14 protein-coding genes are annotated in these 15,506 nt (G+C 62.2%); 7 read left to right on the top strand and 7 right to left on the bottom strand.

Annotation, left to right across the window (positions count from 1 at the left end):
* Nucleotide 1 precedes the first annotated feature (1 nt).
* From AC6CH8_RS15040 to AC6CH8_RS15030, 3 genes are read right to left on the bottom strand one after another with little or no spacing between them, the layout of a single operon-like run.
* Entirely contained in the window at nt 2-1,144 is a 1,143-nt protein-coding gene (locus AC6CH8_RS15040; RefSeq protein ID WP_498191347.1) for an App1 family protein phosphatidate phosphatase, read from the bottom strand.
* A gap of 44 nt (nt 1,145-1,188) precedes the next feature.
* A complete protein-coding gene (locus tag AC6CH8_RS15035) occupies nt 1,189-2,490 on the bottom strand; it encodes a cation:proton antiporter (protein WP_420180022.1) in 1,302 nt (433 codons plus the stop codon).
* 41 nt (nt 2,491-2,531) lie between these two features.
* On the bottom strand, nt 2,532-3,095 hold the full coding sequence (locus tag AC6CH8_RS15030; protein WP_498191346.1) for a TetR/AcrR family transcriptional regulator: 564 nt from the start codon (nt 3,093-3,095) through the stop codon (nt 2,532-2,534).
* Between the two features lie 96 nt (nt 3,096-3,191).
* Between AC6CH8_RS15030 and AC6CH8_RS15025 the strand changes: the two genes are divergently transcribed.
* Both AC6CH8_RS15025 and AC6CH8_RS15020 read left to right on the top strand, forming a co-directional pair.
* Nucleotides 3,192-4,025 (top strand): alpha/beta fold hydrolase, encoded by an 834-nt coding sequence (locus AC6CH8_RS15025; RefSeq protein ID WP_420180020.1) that lies wholly within the window; start codon nt 3,192-3,194, stop codon nt 4,023-4,025.
* Between the two features lie 208 nt (nt 4,026-4,233).
* Nucleotides 4,234-5,601: an MFS transporter gene (locus tag AC6CH8_RS15020; protein ID WP_498191345.1), complete on the top strand. Its 1,368-nt coding sequence runs from the start codon at nt 4,234-4,236 to the stop codon at nt 5,599-5,601.
* A gap of 89 nt (nt 5,602-5,690) precedes the next feature.
* Here AC6CH8_RS15020 and AC6CH8_RS15015 read toward each other — a convergent pair whose 3' ends face one another.
* From AC6CH8_RS15015 to AC6CH8_RS15005, 3 genes are all read right to left on the bottom strand, one after another.
* Nucleotides 5,691-7,199 carry an APC family permease gene (locus AC6CH8_RS15015; protein ID WP_498191344.1) on the bottom strand — a complete coding sequence of 503 codons (1,509 nt, stop codon included), beginning with the start codon at nt 7,197-7,199 and terminating at the stop codon, nt 5,691-5,693.
* Nucleotides 7,200-7,415: 216 nt separating this feature from the next.
* Nucleotides 7,416-8,912, bottom strand: coding sequence for an aldehyde dehydrogenase family protein (locus AC6CH8_RS15010; RefSeq protein WP_498191343.1), 1,497 nt, complete (start codon nt 8,910-8,912; stop codon nt 7,416-7,418).
* 36 nt (nt 8,913-8,948) lie between these two features.
* The gene (locus tag AC6CH8_RS15005) at nt 8,949-9,401 is read right to left on the bottom strand and encodes a hypothetical protein (protein WP_498191342.1); all 453 of its coding nucleotides are present in this window, start codon (nt 9,399-9,401) and stop codon (nt 8,949-8,951) included.
* A gap of 118 nt (nt 9,402-9,519) precedes the next feature.
* On the opposite strand from AC6CH8_RS15005, the gene AC6CH8_RS15000 reads away from it, so the two are divergent.
* Nucleotides 9,520-11,490, top strand: coding sequence for a primary-amine oxidase (locus tag AC6CH8_RS15000; RefSeq protein ID WP_498191341.1), 1,971 nt, complete (start codon nt 9,520-9,522; stop codon nt 11,488-11,490).
* Between the two features lie 105 nt (nt 11,491-11,595).
* The gene (locus AC6CH8_RS14995; RefSeq protein WP_091465085.1) at nt 11,596-12,204 is read left to right on the top strand and encodes a TetR/AcrR family transcriptional regulator; all 609 of its coding nucleotides are present in this window, start codon (nt 11,596-11,598) and stop codon (nt 12,202-12,204) included.
* Here AC6CH8_RS14995 and AC6CH8_RS14990 read toward each other — a convergent pair.
* Entirely contained in the window at nt 12,201-13,115 is a 915-nt protein-coding gene (locus AC6CH8_RS14990) for a LysR substrate-binding domain-containing protein (RefSeq protein WP_498191340.1), read from the bottom strand. The genes AC6CH8_RS14995 and AC6CH8_RS14990 overlap by 4 nt on opposite strands.
* A gap of 131 nt (nt 13,116-13,246) precedes the next feature.
* Here AC6CH8_RS14990 and AC6CH8_RS14985 point away from each other — a divergent pair, with 131 nt between their 5' ends.
* The 3 genes from AC6CH8_RS14985 to AC6CH8_RS14975 are packed head-to-tail and all read left to right on the top strand — an operon-like array spanning nt 13,247 to nt 15,496.
* Complete coding sequence (locus AC6CH8_RS14985; RefSeq protein ID WP_420180012.1) at nt 13,247-13,678, top strand: RidA family protein; 432 nt, start codon at nt 13,247-13,249, stop codon at nt 13,676-13,678.
* Nucleotides 13,675-14,346, top strand: coding sequence for a DUF1028 domain-containing protein (locus AC6CH8_RS14980; RefSeq protein ID WP_498191339.1), 672 nt, complete (start codon nt 13,675-13,677; stop codon nt 14,344-14,346). The genes AC6CH8_RS14985 and AC6CH8_RS14980 overlap by 4 nt, the downstream gene beginning before the upstream one ends.
* Complete coding sequence (locus AC6CH8_RS14975; protein WP_498191338.1) at nt 14,336-15,496, top strand: M20 family metallopeptidase; 1,161 nt, start codon at nt 14,336-14,338, stop codon at nt 15,494-15,496. The genes AC6CH8_RS14980 and AC6CH8_RS14975 overlap by 11 nt, the downstream gene beginning before the upstream one ends.
* Nucleotides 15,497-15,506 lie beyond the last annotated feature (10 nt).

Below are 15,506 nucleotides of genomic sequence, written 5' to 3'. Positions count from 1 at the left end.
ATCACTCCGATGCCGTGTGTACTTCGCCTTCTTCGGGATCGTCGGCGGACCGAACCTCATTCCGGATGACGCCCAGTTCTTCGAGTTGGGCCGACATTCCCGCTCCATCCGGGGCATAGATCCAAGGGATTCCAGGAGTGGGCTGGCCGCCGGACTTTGACCGTCCACCGGCGAGCACCGCCTCACCCGCGGAGAGCTGACGGATCGCGATGGCCCTGACGTTGGCGGGATGACGTTGGGCGAACTCGGAGTAAATGGACTCATCATGTTGTCCGTCGTCGCCCACCAGCAGCCACTTGATGTTGGGGAACTCCTCCGCGAGGCGTTCCAATGAGGTCTTCTTGTGCTCCTGGCCGCTGCGGAACCAGCGGTCAGGAGTCGGGCCCCAGTCCGTGAGGAGCTTGGGACCGGCGGGGTACAAGTTGCGGGACAGGAACCTGGACAGGGTTGGGGCAACGTTCCATGCTCCGGTGGACAGATACAGCACAGGTGCGGAAGGTGCCGTCCTGGCGATCCGTTCATACAGCACAGCCATGCCCGGCGTGGGAGTCCTCGCGTGCTCGTTGAGGACGAAGGTGTTCCAAGCTGCCAGGAACGGACGCGGCAGCGCAGTGACCATTACGGTGTCGTCAATGTCAGACACGACGCCGAAATCGGCGTCGTCCGCGACGATCTCCACGGGAGCCTCCACGATTTCTGACTCCCCGGATTGCAGTGTAATGGTGTGCCAACCGGCGTCGAGGGCTACGGGAATACGAGCATCCACAACACCGCCGCGGTCAGCCCTCACGTCAAAAACGGTGCCGGCGATGGTCACGTTCACCTGGGCGTGGGCCACGGGCGCGCTGGTGAAATTGCGCCAGCCGCGCATGCTTTCCTGCAACGGATTTGTGTGACCCGCGGCGTCCCGTGGGTCACTTCGGACGATCCGGGCGAGGACCCGAACCCAGGAAGTACTGCCGTACCCGGTGTAAGGGATGACCGTCTCCACCCGGCCACGCCGGATCGCGAGACGCGTCTGAAAACCAAGCCACGCGTCGTCGAGCCTCATAGCGAGGTGACGGCGTCCTTTACTCAGCGGCGTGGGGCCTTCATTGTCGACGGCGTCGGACTGGGGGCGCGGTTTTATGGGACGGGGAGACATGCGTCCAGTCTTCCATGGCCGCACTCGGTGGACGAGTTTCATTTCTAAACGGCAGTAGTCGGCGCCCTGCCTTCGTCGCCATGTTGCTTGCGGGCTTCAGCGGCCCGGAGCCGATCCAGCCGGTTCATGAGGGGCGCAGTGGTGGCCCCATGCACCACGATGGATAGCGCAACCACCAAGCCGATCAGGGCCCAAAGCTCGTGCGCCTCGGCGTCGAAGTTGCCATGGCTCAGCGCGTATGCCACGTAATAAAGGGACCCGATCCCGCGGATGCCGAAGTAGGAAATGGCCAGGCGTTCGCGCGGGCCGGTCTTGCCACCCATCAGCCCGAGCCATCCAGCCAGAGGGCGGACCAGCAAGAGGAACGTGAAGGCTACCAACAGCTCCAGCCAACCGATTCCTTCCAGAAGTCCGCGAGCTATGGCGCCGCCAAGGAGCACCAGGATCACCACCGTCATGAGGCGCTCGAGCTGCTCTACATAGCTGTGCAGCACCTGGTGGTAGGAGTGGTTGTGCTCAGCGGATCGAATTGTCAGGGCGCAGATGAAAACTGCGATGAACCCGTAGCCCTCCACCATCTCTGCAACGCCGTAGGCCAGGAAAGTAGCTGCGAGCGCCACGAAGCCCTCAGAGTGTTCTGACAGGCGGAAGCTCTTACCCTTGGCGGCGAAGAAGATCAGGCTCAGAAGCTTGCCGGTTCCGAAACCGAGCAGCACCCCCACACCAATGCGCCAGAGAACATCCAACGCAAGCCACTCCCCCAGCCAGGCCTCCGGGGACGCCCCTACCAAGCTGATGAGGATGGCCAAATACACAAAGGGGAAGGCGAGTCCGTCGTTCAAACCCGCCTCGGAGGTCAAAGCGAAGCGGACCTCGTCTTCGTCCGGGTCATCTTCAGTGTCTGCAGGTTTTCCCACCTGAACCTCTGAGGCCAGCACAGGGTCAGTGGGGGCGATCGCTGCAGCTACGAGGATGGCGGCAGCCAGACCCAAGCCCAACACCCACAGGCCAAGGAGCGTCATCACCAGGATGCACAAGGGCATGACGATCCCGAGGAGCCGCCAGGTGGTAGTCCATCCGCGCCAACGGAACGGTCTGTCCAAAGCCAGTCCGGCACCCATGAGGGAGATGATGACGCACACTTCGGTCAGGTGCGTCGTGAAATCCCCATACTGGACAGGGTCCGGGTCCGGTAAGTCAGGAAGCAGGGTGAACGCCAGAATTCCGCTGCCCAGAAAGACCATTGGCATGGAGAGCGGCATGTGGCGCAACAATTTCGGCAGAACTGCCGCGGCCAACACCGCGAAGCCTGCCGAAAGGAACAAGATGCTGGGGACTTCAAACACGAATAGTCTTCTTCCTGCCGCGCTGGACGCGTGTCAGAAGCCTAGTCGGCTGTGAGGGCTGCGTCGATCAGCACTGCCGCTGCTTGACGCGCCTGGCCGGCGGCATCGGATGTTCCTGCGATGGCCGCAGTGGTCTGGGCACCTTCGGCAAGGATGGCGAGTTGCGGCGCCAGGTAGCTTGGCGCGCCGGCCTCGCCGGCCATACGGGCAACGTATTCCTGGAACGATTCCTTATGCTTCCGCGCATAATCGGCGACGTCCGGGCTGATGGCTCCGAGCTCGGCGAAGCTGTTGATGAAACCGCATCCGCGAAACGAATCCTGACAAAACCATCCGGCGAGGTAGTCGAAGATGGCGAGGAGGCGTTCCCGGGGCACCCCGGCCTGCTGCACCGTGGCGTCGAGCCCTTCGGTCCAGGACTTATGCCTGTGCTCAAGCACGGCCATGACGATGCTGCTCTTTGAGGGGAATTCCGCATAAAGCTTCTTCAGCGAAACCCCTGCCGCCGTCCTAAGTTCGTCCATGCCAACGGCTTGGATTCCCTTCGCGTTATAGAGCTCGTCGGCAGTGGCAACGATGCGTTCGCGAACTTCGGAAATATCCATGCACCCATTGTACTTGCATTGAGAACGAACGTTCTCTACGATGGAGAACACAGGAAGAGAACGCACGTTCTCCGCTCGCAGAAAAGGGACAACATCATGGGTTTCATCAAGGTCGGCACCGAAAACACCACGGACATTGAGCTCTACTACGAAGACCACGGAGCAGGTCAGCCCGTAGTCCTGATCCACGGCTACCCACTGGACGGCGGCTCATGGGAAAAGCAGACGGCCGCCCTCCTCAACGCCGGATTCAGAGTCATCACCTACGATCGCCGCGGCTTCGGCAAGTCCAGCAAGCCGACCACCGGATACGACTACGACACCTTTGCAGCAGACCTGAACACCGTGCTAGAAACCCTGGACCTGCAAGACGTCGTGCTGGTCGGCTTCTCGATGGGCACCGGCGAAGTTGGACGATACATCGGCACCTACGGAGAAGCCCGTATCGCCAAGGCCGCGTTCCTGGCATCCCTCGAACCCTTCCTCCTCCAGACGGACGACAACCCGACAGGCGTTCCCTCGTCAGTCTTCGACGGCATCCGCAACGCCGCTATCGAAGACCGTTACGCCTGGTTCACCAACTTCTACAATGACTTCTTCAACACCGATAACTTCCTGGGCAACCGCCTCAGCGAAGAAGCGCTGCGGAATTCGTGGAACGTCGCAGCAGGCTCGTCCTGGTACGCATCGTTCGCAGTTGTGGATTCATGGCTCACGGACTTCCGCTCCGACATCGAGAAGGTCACCGTCCCGTCACTGATCGTCCACGGCACCGACGACCGCATCCTTCCCATCGACTCCACGGGCCGCGAGTTCACCAAGCGCCTGCCGTCCGCCGAATACGTCGAGATCGAAGACGCACCGCACGGCATGCTCTGGACGCACGGGGCCGAAATCAATGAGGTCCTGCTGCGCTTCCTCGCTAAGTAGTAAATAGACGACGGCGGCAGGTCGCCTTGGTTCCACTGGAACCAAAGGTGGCCTGCCGCCGTCGTGCGTTGACGTAGCGCACGTCACGTCTTATGATTAATGAATCGATTCAAGATGTAACCTTCCTCACGCTGAATGACCACTTTGTTCAGTCCTGGATGGGAAGAGTTCTTGTTCCTTGCCAACGACGCCAGAGGAGTACAGCGACGTGACCGTCACGCACCGGAGGGATCTCAGCACCTCCCCCGAACACGCCACCGGCCCCGAACCAACCACCGGCCAGAAGGATCCGAAGAAAGCCGCGATGAGCGGCTGGATCGGAAGCGCGCTGGAGTACTACGACTTCGCTCTGTACTCATTGGCGGCAACACTTCTGTTTCCCACCATCTTCTTCCCCACCGAAAATGCCACCGTGGGCATCATCGCCTCGCTGGCCACCTACGCCGTGGGCTACGTTTCCCGCCCGCTCGGCGCCGTGATCCTGGGAGCCTACGGTGACCGGCACGGGCGCAAGAAGGTGCTGGTTTTCGCGATGCTGCTCATGGGCTTCGCTACCTTTGCCGTCGGTCTCCTGCCCACGTATGGTCAGGTGGGTCTTCTGGCTCCCGTCCTCCTGGTGATTCTGAGGCTGATCCAGGGATTCGCCGTCGCAGGTGAACTCGGTGGCGCCAGTGCCATGATCGTCGAGCACTCCCCCGACGCGAAGCGCGGATTCTTCGCGAGCTTCAGCCTGCAGGGCACGCAGGTGGGTTCCATCCTTGCTACCGCGGTACTGATTCCCCTCGCCGCCCTCCTCCCTGAAGAGCAGTTCCACTCATGGGGCTGGCGCTTGCCGTTCCTGCTCAGCGCCGTGGTGATCGTGGCCGGGTACGTTATCCGTCGCCGCGTGGAGGAGCCCCCCGCCTACCTGGCCCAGTCCGAGGACGCCAGCGCTAAACGCCGCTTCCCTCTGATGGACCTCCTGCGCACCCACCCCTGGGTTTTGCTGCGGTGCATCATCATGACGTTCACCAACGTCATCGGCATGGCCACCCTCATCTTCGGCGTCTCCTTCGCCACCCAAAAGGGCTATGGCATCGGCTTCTCCAGCAGCGAGTTCCTCTGGGTGACCCTGGCAGCCAACGTCGCCGCCGTGCTGACCATCCCGCTGTTCGGCGCCCTGTCAGACAAGATTGGCCGGCGAACACTGATGGTGGCCGGTGGCATTGCCGGCGGTTTGCTGACCATCGGCTACCTTTGGGCGATCGAACAGCGCAGCCTGCCCTTGGTCTTCGTTTGTGTCGTGATCGTCCAAGGCATCCTCTTCCAGATGTGGAACGCCACCTTCGCCACGTTCTTCCAGGAGCAGTTCCCCATGCGGATGAGGGTGACCGGCTTCGCAGTTTCGCAAAATATCGGGCTCATGATCGCTTCCTTCTTCCCGAGCCTGTTCACGGCGATCGCTCCCCCGGGATCAGCGAACATCCCCATGGTCATCGGCCTGACCACGCTCGGCATCTGCCTGGTTTCAGCTGTAGCAACCCTTTTGTCCTCGGATACCAAGGGCAAAACGCTCGAGGACCTCGAAACGCGCTGACGAACGCTGTCCGTGCGCCGAGATCGCCGGAAAGGCTCCAGATCGCTGGGCCTTTCCGGCGATCTCGTACGTTTCCGGCGATCCTGTAGCTAGTCGTTGACCAGCTCTACGGTCTCGCTGACTGGCGCTACCGCGTCACGCACCTTCTTGCCGCGGGCATAGCCCACGAGTCCCAGCGCCAGGATGCACCCAAGCGTGCCGAGGGCGAAGGCTTCGAAGGTGAACTGCGGGACGCCCCACGTGGCCTCAAAGTCGTACGGCAGTCCGAAGAGCACATCCAGCGTTCCCGGAAAGATTGCAACCCAGGACCCGATCAGGATCCATGCGAAGCAGATGTAGCCGAGGATGCGGAAACCCGTGTCGGAGACAGGAACCTTGAAGGGTCGATCGACGAGGGGATACTTGCTCCGGAGCTTCACAGCCGCAGGGATGGCAAACAGGTAGCTCAGCAGGAACGTCGAGATCGCGATGGAGAGGACCACTCCAAACAGGGCACTGCTGGTGCCGCTGAGCTGCATGGCCGCCAGCATGAACAGCGTCGCCACCACACCTGAGAGCGTATTGACGCGGATAGGCGTGCCCAGCTTCGGATGGAAGCGTCCAAAGAAGCCTCCGAAGAAGGAGCCGTCTGCCGCGGCCATGGCCTGCATGCGGTCGCTGATGATCATCCAAGCGGCACCCTGGGAGACCAGGATGAAGCAGAAAACTACGGCCGAAATAGACAGCATGATTTCAGCGGCAGGACCGAAGACTGTGTAGACCGTGGCTATTGCTCCGAACAGGCCACCAATACCGGTGATCTGGTCCAGCGGTACCACCAGCAGGATGGCAAGGATCGGGAGCAAGTAGCTTGCGGCGGCAATCATGGAGGACCGGGCAACCGAGATGGGAACATCCTTGGCCGGGTTCTTCATTTCCCCGGCAGCACTGTTCCCTGACTCGAATCCAAGGAACGAGAACAGCAGAAGTGGCGTGACGCCCAGGAAGCCGGCAAGAGTTGGCGAGAAGAAGCCCAGGTCCAAACCGTTGAAACCGTGCTGCAGCCCGTAAACCATGGTGACAATAATGAAAAAGGTCAGGAACGCGACCTTGAGGATGGCGCCCAGTGAGGGCAACCATTTGCCGTGCTTCAAGCTGATAATCGCTGAGGTCACCGTGATCCAGATGAAGAGCAGCTTGAAGATGTAATCGGCCGGGCTACCGGCGTCCACGTGCCCCACGTACTCGGACCAGGTTTCCACTGCGACGAATGCCATGGCGCCACCCACCCAGACGGGCTGCGTCACCCAGGTGAAAAGGGACGTGATGGCTGCAACCGCGCGCCCAAATGCCATCTTCGTCCACACGTAGACGCCGCCCTCTTCGGTGAAGGCCCCGCCCGTCTCGGCGAAGATCAGTCCATAGGGGACCATGAACGTCACGGCCAGAATGAGTGTCCAGGTGAAGGTTTCCCCACCGAAGCCGGAGACCTGGCCCAGGACCTCCACTGAGATGACCGCGGCGACCACCAACAACAGGATGTCGAAGCGGCCCAGGGATTTTTGTAGATGCTTGCTTTGCTCTTGCGCGAGCCGCGTTGAGGCTACTGGCTGATCCATGATCGATCCTTTGCTACTGCTTAAGTTTGCTACTGAGCAAGAAGGGTGGGAAGGGAGGGTGTCATAGCGACGGGTGCGATGGGAGGGGTGGACGGGCGCTCGTCTTCTTTGACGCGCCGTGTCCGGTCCTTTGTGAGCCCCAGCGTAAGCTTGTGAACTGCATCACGTAAACCATTGAATGGTGATGCATATCAGCGGTTTTTCAGATGAGGTGGCTCAACCGAACTGGATCCACGTGGTCTTTGTCGCGGTGTAGTTGTCGAAGGCGTGCAGGGAGAGGTCCCGCCCGAACCCGGACTGCTTGAAGCCGCCAAAGGGTGTGGTGTTTCCCAGCGCGTCCACGGTGTTGACGGAGACTGTTCCAGCAAGGAGCTCCCCTGCCACACGATGTCCGCGGGACAAGTTCGACGTCCACACAGAGGCAGCCAGCCCATAGTCTGTGGCATTGGCTAAACGCACCGCTTCCTCCTCCGTGTCGAAGGCATGCAGCACAGCCACGGGTCCAAAAATTTCGTCGCGGTGGACGTCGTGATCTGCACCCAGACCGCCCAACAAAGTGGGTTCCAAGTAAGCATCTGAACCCAGGATTTCGCGCCGCTCACCGCCGAAAAGCACCTCACCTTCGGTGCGGCCGCGCCGAATCCAGCCCTCGACGTCGTTCGCGTGGGCGCTGCTGATAAGGGCACCGTTTCCCTCCAAACCCGCCAATGGGTCTGCCGGCCGATAGCTGGCCGCCGCCTCTGCAAGGAGGGCCGCGAACTCGTCATGGATATCCCGTTGCACCAGGATCCGTGAGTTCGCAGAGCAGACCTGGCCTTGGTTGTAGAAGGCGCCGAAGGCTGCCTTGGCTGCTGCTTGCGGCAGGTCTGCCGTATCGGCAAAGACGATGTTGGAACTCTTGCCACCCGCCTCGAGGCTAAGCCGCTTAAGATTACTGCGACCGGAGGCTTCCAAAAGGGTGCGGGAGACGGCGGTGGAGCCTGTGAAGGCCAACGCATCAACGTCCATGTGGTGCGCCAAGGCCGCGCCTACTTCCCGCCCTGTTCCAGTAACGATGTTCAGCACGCCATCCGGAAGATCCGCTTCCGTGGCCAATTCGGCGAGGCGCAGCACACTCAACGAGGTCTGCTCGGCCGGCTTGAGCACTACGGTGTTTCCCGAGGCAAGCGCCGGAGCCAGTTTCCACACCGCGATTTCCAGCGGGAAGTTCCAGGGCACGATTGCCGCCACCACACCGAGGGGTTCGCGGGTCACCAAGGCGGTTGCCCCGGGCGGAACTGCCGGCAGTTCGCCGTTCTGCTTATCCGCAGCCTCCGCGTACCAGCGCAAGGTGGAGATAGCGCCGGGCACGTCAACAGTGGTGGTCTGCAGGATCGGCTTTCCACTGTCCAGCGTCTCCAAAAGCGCCAATTCATCAGCATGCCGCTCCATCAAGGCAGCCAATGCCAGCAACAGGCCCTTACGCTTCTCAGCCCCGGATCGGGCCCACGCAGGAAATGCTCGCCTGGCGGCTGCTACCGCACGGTCTACGTCATTGGCTCCGCACGCAGCCAGCTCCGCGAGGACGCGACCATCAATCGGGCTGATCGTGGGGCGGGTAAATTCCGCGCTTGACGCTGTTCGGCGCCCATCGACGAAAGCCCAGCCATCGATCGCGAGGGCGTCGGCACGGCCGTGCCAGTCCAAGGACAGTGTGGTTGAGGTGGTGTTCATGGTGACTCCTGGTGTGGGGGTTTTAGTGGTGGGGACTTAGCTGTGGTGTGAAGTGCGGGCGATGCGCAGGGCCGCGGAAGCAGCCAAGAGGCAAAGAAGTTCAACGCCAATGAGGGTGAGCATGGCCGCTTGGTGGTCAGCTACGGATTCGCCCTGGGTATAACCGTGGTGCCCGCCGCCAGGGCCCAACAGAAGGACCAGGTGGATGAGGATCATCACCGCGCTCATCGCCAAGAGATGGCCGGCGGCACGTGGCACCGCCTGCCGGGCGTAGAGCCGCGGCCGATTGGGGGAACAAGCCATGGGAGCGGCGCAGGTCAGGCACGCAGCACCCATCGCCGCCATCCACCAGGTCATGAAGCCTGCCGGACTGCTTGCCGCCGCCACCACGTGGGCTACAGCGCTGCCGGCAGCTGCAACGCCCACAAGGCCGGCGGGAAGGGGCACGGTTGTGCCGCGCCGCCAGGGTAGGCGGTATTGCTGGTTCATGGTTCTCCTGGCCGCCGGCGACGTTTGGGTCAAGGACTTTACGCCGGCCTGTGAGGTGGGTAACATCAAAGCGTTGGTTGAACAGTTGTACCATCAAAAATCGACTTCAGGAAGTGCCATGACCCTTCAGACCACCCCTTTGGCCGCAACGACGCAGGCTCCGCTGGGGCAGCATCCGCTTGAGCAGCTCTCGGCACAGGAGATCCACCAGGCCCGCCGGATCCTGGCAGAGGCCGGCCTCGTCGCAGAGACCACCCGCTTCGCCTACCTCGGCCTGATCGAACCGCCCAAGACCGCCTTTCAGGGAGATGCCGCAGATGCCCCTCGCCTGGTCCGGACCATGCTTTGGGACGCGGCAGAGTCGCGTTCCCTCGATGTCAGGCTGTCCCTGACCACAGGACTCGTCCTTGATACGCGGGAACTCAACCCCGCAATCGATGGCCAGTTGCCCGTTCTGCTTGAGGAATTCGGGATCATCGAGGACATCCTGGCTGTAGATCCACAGTGGAACGCAGCACTGGCCAGCCGTGGCCTGACCCCGGCGCAGGTCCGTGTCGCTCCCCTATCCGCCGGCGTCTTCGAGTACGGGAACGAGGAAGGCAAACGGCTTCTTCGCGGCCTCGGATTCCGCCAGGACCACGCCGCGGACCACCCCTGGGCCCACCCGATTGACGGGTTGGTGGCCTTCGTGGATGTGGAAAACCGCCGAGTGAACCACTTGATCGACGACGGCCCCGTGCCGGTACCGGAAGTCAACGGGAACTACACCGACCCCACAATTCACGGCGAGCTCCGCACGGACTTGAAGCCGATAGAAATCACCCAGCCCGACGGTCCCAGCTTCTCGTTGGAAGGCAATCACCTTTCCTGGGCCGGCTGGGACCTGCGCGTGGGATTCGACGCCCGCGAAGGATTGGTCCTCCACCAACTTCACCACTCGCACCAGGGCCGGCGTCGGCCAGTGGTTCACCGCGCCTCCATCTCCGAAATGGTGGTCCCCTACGGCGATCCGTCCCCTTATCGGAGCTGGCAGAACTACTTCGATTCCGGCGAGTACCTGGTGGGCCGGGACGCCAACTCGCTCAAGCTGGGTTGCGACTGCTTGGGTGACATTACGTACATGTCCCCTGTGGTGGCTGATGATTTCGGCAATCCGCGGGTGATCGAGAACGGCATCTGCATCCACGAGGAAGACGCGGGAATCCTGTGGAAGCACACGGACGAGTGGGCCGGCTCCAACGAGGTTCGGCGCAACCGCAGGTTGGTTGTCTCCTTCTTCACCACCGTGGGCAACTACGATTACGGCTTCTACTGGTACCTCTACTTGGACGGCACCATCGAATTCGAGGCCAAGGCCACGGGCATCGTGTTCACGGCAGCGCTCCCGGACAAGGACTATGCCTACGCCTCGGAGATCGCCCCGGGCCTCGGTGCCCCTTACCACCAGCACCTCTTCAGCGCCCGGCTGGACATGATGATCGACGGCGACACGAACCGGGTTGAGGAACTGGACCTGGTGCGCCTTCCCAAAGGACCCGGAAACCCGCACGGCAACGCCTTCACCCAGAAGCGCACAGTGTTGGCCCGTGAATCGGAGTCAGTCCGCGACGCCGATGGCACCAAGGGGAGGGTGTGGCACATCAGCAACCCGGACTCCTTGAACCACTTGGGCCACCCCGTGGGCTACACCCTCTATCCGGAGGGCAATCCCACCTTGGCCATGGCCGATGATTCCTCCATCGCTTCGCGGGCCGCTTTTGCCAAACACCACCTGTGGGTCACGCAGCACGCCGAGGACGAGCTCTACGCGGCAGGCGACTTCGTCAACCAGCACCCCGGAGGTGCCGGGCTTCCCAGCTACGTGGCCCAGGACCGGGACATCGATGGGCAGGACCTCGTGGTGTGGCACTCATTCGGCCTGACCCACTTCCCCCGCCCCGAAGACTGGCCCATCATGCCCGTTGACACCACCGGTTTCACGCTGAAGCCACACGGTTTCTTCGATCAGAACCCCACGCTCAACGTACCTTCCTCTGCCACCGGACACTGCGCTCCTGCCGAGCAAAGCGGCGGCGCCTGCGGACACTGACGGTTTCATCCGTGCCCACCATTGCGGGAGCGCGCCCCGGCGTTCCCGCAATGGTAGGGTGCTCACGGTCCCGCCATGGCCACCCACCCGAATTGAAGGAGCAGTATGCCCCGCTTGGTTGATCACGATGAACGCCGGCGTTCCATCATCGAGACCACGTGGCGGCTGATTGCTGAGCAGGGCATCGAGAACGCCAGCATGCGGGACATCGCCCGGGAGTGCGGCTACGCGGCACCGGGCGTGCTGGCCCATTATTTTCCCAACAAGGACGCACTGCTGCTGGCCTCCTACGAGTTGATCTGCGAACGCACCAACGAACGCATCGCCGCAGGCACGGCCGGCCGTCGCGGCCTTTCAGCCCTTCGAAGTTTGTGCCTGGAAATCATCCCGGCCGATCCCCTCACCGTGGTGGAAGCCCGCGTTGCGGTTTCGTTCTGGCAACGGGCGCAGACTGAAAACGCGCTGCGCGCCGTCGGCAGGGAGGCCCTGTTGCATTGGCGCGGGCTGGTGATGGGTTTCCTTGCCCAAGCAGAACACGACGGCGAATGCGAACCATTGGCGGACCCGGATGCGGTTGCCGATGAACTGCTGAACGTAATGATGGGTCTGCACGTCACCTCCATGCTTGATCCGGATGCGGTCACTGGTTCCCGTCAGCGCCATCTGGTGGAGCGTGCACTTGCGCGGTTGGCTGTCCGGAAACTGCCGGCCTAGCTTCGGGCCGAGCGGGCGGCAACGATTTGGTGCCGCACCGCCTGCGCTACCGCCCGCACCCTCGCCGTGGGGCGATGGGACTTCAGGTGGGCCAGAACTGTCTTCAATTCCGGCACATCATCACGGATTTCGACGGCGGCCAGCTGGCCGCCGTCGTACGTCAACTGATGCTGTGGCCGCTGGTGAAGGATGGAGTAGCCGAGGCCACGGGCCACGAAAGTACGCACCGTTTCATAGCTGGCCGAACGGAACCTGACGTCGGGCTCCCGGCCACCGACCCTGGCGATGGAGAGCATGAGATCGCGGGTGTGCGGCAAGTCCAGCAGCACGAAGGGTTCGCCGCTCAATGCGGACAGCTGAACAGTCTTTGATCCCGCCAGCTTGTGATCTGGCGGAAGTGCCACGTAGGGCCTCACGGTATCCACCACTGAACTGGCTATCGCTTCGGGCAGGTCGAGGTCGTAGCACAGCGCCAAATCCGCCTGTCCACTGAGCAATGCTGCGATGCAGCCCGAAGTATCGGTTTCGATGACTTCCGCTTCGAGGGCCGGGTGGTCTTCCCGCAATTTCGTCAGGACACCGGGCAGCAGGAAAGGTGCCAGCGTGCTGAAGCAGGCAACACGGATCCGCCCGGAGACGCTTTGGTGCTCTCCACGCGCGTGGTCAATGCTCTCCTCAACCTGGGCAAGGATGGCTTGGGCGTCCCTGACGAACAGCTCGCCGGCTGGTGTGAGCACCAGGCCTTTTGAGCGCTGCCTAATGAAGAACTGCGTCCCAACGTGCCGCTCCAGCTGAGCGATGGCCGCTGAGACAGCTGATTGGGCCACGTTGAGGCGAACGGCTGCGCCTGTCATGGACAGCTGGGCTGCCGCTTCCACGAAGTAGCGCAACTGCGTGAGTGTCACATCCATAAGAAGAGGCTACGGCATTCATCGGAAAAGTCGATGCAATCGTTCTAAAAGAACTGTTGGACAGATTTAGAGCACCACAGGAAGCTGAAGAAGACGAGCACACGTCCAAGAACTGAAAGGCAAGCCGCGACATGAAGCACCAGCGTATCCGTACGTTCAACACGAAAGAGACCTATCCGGAGCAGAACCTGGACAACGATCTGTGCCAGGCCGTGGTGGCCAACGGCGTGGTTTACCTCCGGGGCCAGATCGGACAGGACCTTGAGACCCGCGAGTCCGTGGGCATTGGCGACGTCGAAGCCCAAACGGAGAAGGCCATGGCCAACATCGACATGTTGCTCAAGGAGGCGGGCAGCAGCCTTGAAGACATCGTCAAAGTCACCGTCTACCTCATCGACCCCCGTTACCGCGAAACCGTCTACCGGACCATGGGCCGCTGGCTCAAAGGCGTTTTCCCTGTCTCTACGGGCATCGTGGTCCAGGCCTTGGCCCGTCCGGAATGGCTTGTGGAAATTGACGCCACCGCCGTGCTCTCCACGGGTACCTCGGAGGGGCAGTCATGACATTCAGCATCGCGGCCACAGACGGCAGCGGCAGGTTCGGCATAGCGGTCTCTTCCTCATCTCCCGCTGTTGCTGCCCGCTGCGCGCACTTGCGCGACGGGGTCGGCGCTGTCAGCTCCCAGAACATCACCGATCCTCGTCTGGGAACAGCATTACTCCACCGCCTGCAGGCGGGCTATTCCGCGCAGGAGGCGATTGACGCCGTCGTCCAGGAATCACCCGCAGTGGATTACCGACAACTGGTGGTGCTCGACGCAAACGGCGGATCCGCTGTATTCAGCGGCGCGCATACCCTTGGCGTGTTTGGCGAAGGCAGGGGCCCCAACAGTGTGGCGGCGGGCAACATGCTCGCCGCTCCGGGGATTGCCCAAGTCCTCTGCGACGCCTTTGAAGCCACCGCCGGAGAGCTGGAAGTGCGCCTTATGGCTGCCCTTCGAGCCGCTGTTGCGGCCGGCGGCGAAGCCGGACCCGTGCGATCGGCCGGACTTTCGGTGGTATCCGGACACGGCTGGAGGGACACGGACCTGCGCGTGGACTGGCACGACCACCCGATCGAGCAACTGGAGGAGCTCCTTGAAGTTTGGCTTCCTCAGCGGCAGGACTACGTAGTCCGTGGCCTGGATCCCGCCGCTTCCATTAGTTATGGGGTTGCCGGCGATGAGCGGTGAAGCAGCAACCACCATCACTGCCCCGGCAGTTCAGCGCCAGCGCGTGTTGGATTCCGTTGACGCGCAGCGGCCCCACCTGATCCATCTCTCCGAAACCCTGCATGCCAACCCCGAACTTGGCTGGCAAGAGCATCGTGCCGCTGGCTGGACCGCAGAGTACCTGTCCGGTCACGGCTTCAAGGTGGAAAGAGAGTATCTGGGCTTTCCCACCGCCATCCGGGCCGTCTTCGGAACGGGCTCACGCCGCGTTGGGCTCATGGCCGAGTACGACGCCCTTCCTGGCCTCGGCCACGCATGCGGCCACAACATCATCACGGCCATCTCGTGCGGTGCCGCTGTGGCCTTGGCGCAGTTCGCAGCCGATCATGACCTGACCGTGGAACTGTATGGAACCCCTGCCGAAGAAGGCGGCGGCGGAAAGATCGAGCTACTCAAAAAGGGCGCTTTCCAGGGCTTGGACCTGGCCATGATGGCCCATCCCAGCCCTGTTGATTCGGCAGAAGCCCGCCCCTACGCAGTGGCCCACAACCACGTGGAATACCGGGGCAAATCAGCCCACGCCGCTGCGTATCCGGATCAGGGTGTCAACGCCAACGACGCCTTTATTATTGCCCAGGTGGCCTTGGGCCTCCTTCGCCAACAACTGCCTTCCGGTACCCGGGTCCACGGAATCCAGACGCGCGGGGGCGAAGCGCCCAACGCTATTCCGGAAAAGACCGAGGGCCGTTGGTACGTCCGTGCAGAATCACTTGCGCTGTTGGGCGAGCTGGAAGAGCGTGTTCAACGGTGCTTCGAAGCGGCGGCATTGGCATCCGGCTGCGAGTTGTCGGTGACTCCGGAATCGGAACCATACTCGGAGTTCCGCACGGACCTGCGGGCACTTGAACTGTACGTGAACCATGCGGAGGCTCTCGGCCGGGACTTCAACGCCCCGCCGGAGCAAGCCACCATGAACCGGGCGTCAACAGACATGGGCAATGTTTCCCAAGTGGTTCCGGCCATCCACCCCTACATAGGACTCGGCTGCTTCCCGGCAGCCAACCACCAACCCGAGTTCGCCGCGCACTGCGTCGGCGACGCCGCCAACCTTGCCATTCACGACGGCGCAGCCGCCTTGGCACTCACGGCACTGGACTACCTGGCACCGTAGCCAGGGAGTC

Source organism: Paenarthrobacter sp. GQ52 (assembly GCF_059759005.1).
This window is presented reverse-complemented; position numbering and strand designations above follow the sequence as displayed.

Bases quoted from the DNA above. Each gene is read 5' to 3' on its own strand.
- AC6CH8_RS14985 (WP_420180012.1), top strand. From the start codon at position 13,247: ATGAAGCACCAGCGTATCCGTACGTTCAACACGAAAGAGACCTATCCG.
- AC6CH8_RS15010 (WP_498191343.1), bottom strand. From the start codon at position 8,912: ATGAACACCACCTCAACCACACTGTCCTTGGACTGGCACGGCCGTGCC.
- AC6CH8_RS15015 (WP_498191344.1), bottom strand. From the start codon at position 7,199: ATGGATCAGCCAGTAGCCTCAACGCGGCTCGCGCAAGAGCAAAGCAAG.
- AC6CH8_RS15040 (WP_498191347.1), bottom strand. From the start codon at position 1,144: ATGTCTCCCCGTCCCATAAAACCGCGCCCCCAGTCCGACGCCGTCGAC.
- AC6CH8_RS14975 (WP_498191338.1), top strand. From the start codon at position 14,336: ATGAGCGGTGAAGCAGCAACCACCATCACTGCCCCGGCAGTTCAGCGC.
- AC6CH8_RS14980 (WP_498191339.1), top strand. From the start codon at position 13,675: ATGACATTCAGCATCGCGGCCACAGACGGCAGCGGCAGGTTCGGCATA.
- AC6CH8_RS15025 (WP_420180020.1), top strand. From the start codon at position 3,192: ATGGGTTTCATCAAGGTCGGCACCGAAAACACCACGGACATTGAGCTC.
- AC6CH8_RS14990 (WP_498191340.1), bottom strand. From the start codon at position 13,115: ATGGATGTGACACTCACGCAGTTGCGCTACTTCGTGGAAGCGGCAGCC.
- AC6CH8_RS15000 (WP_498191341.1), top strand. From the start codon at position 9,520: ATGACCCTTCAGACCACCCCTTTGGCCGCAACGACGCAGGCTCCGCTG.
- AC6CH8_RS15030 (WP_498191346.1), bottom strand. From the start codon at position 3,095: ATGGATATTTCCGAAGTTCGCGAACGCATCGTTGCCACTGCCGACGAG.
- AC6CH8_RS14995 (WP_091465085.1), top strand. From the start codon at position 11,596: ATGCCCCGCTTGGTTGATCACGATGAACGCCGGCGTTCCATCATCGAG.
- AC6CH8_RS15005 (WP_498191342.1), bottom strand. From the start codon at position 9,401: ATGAACCAGCAATACCGCCTACCCTGGCGGCGCGGCACAACCGTGCCC.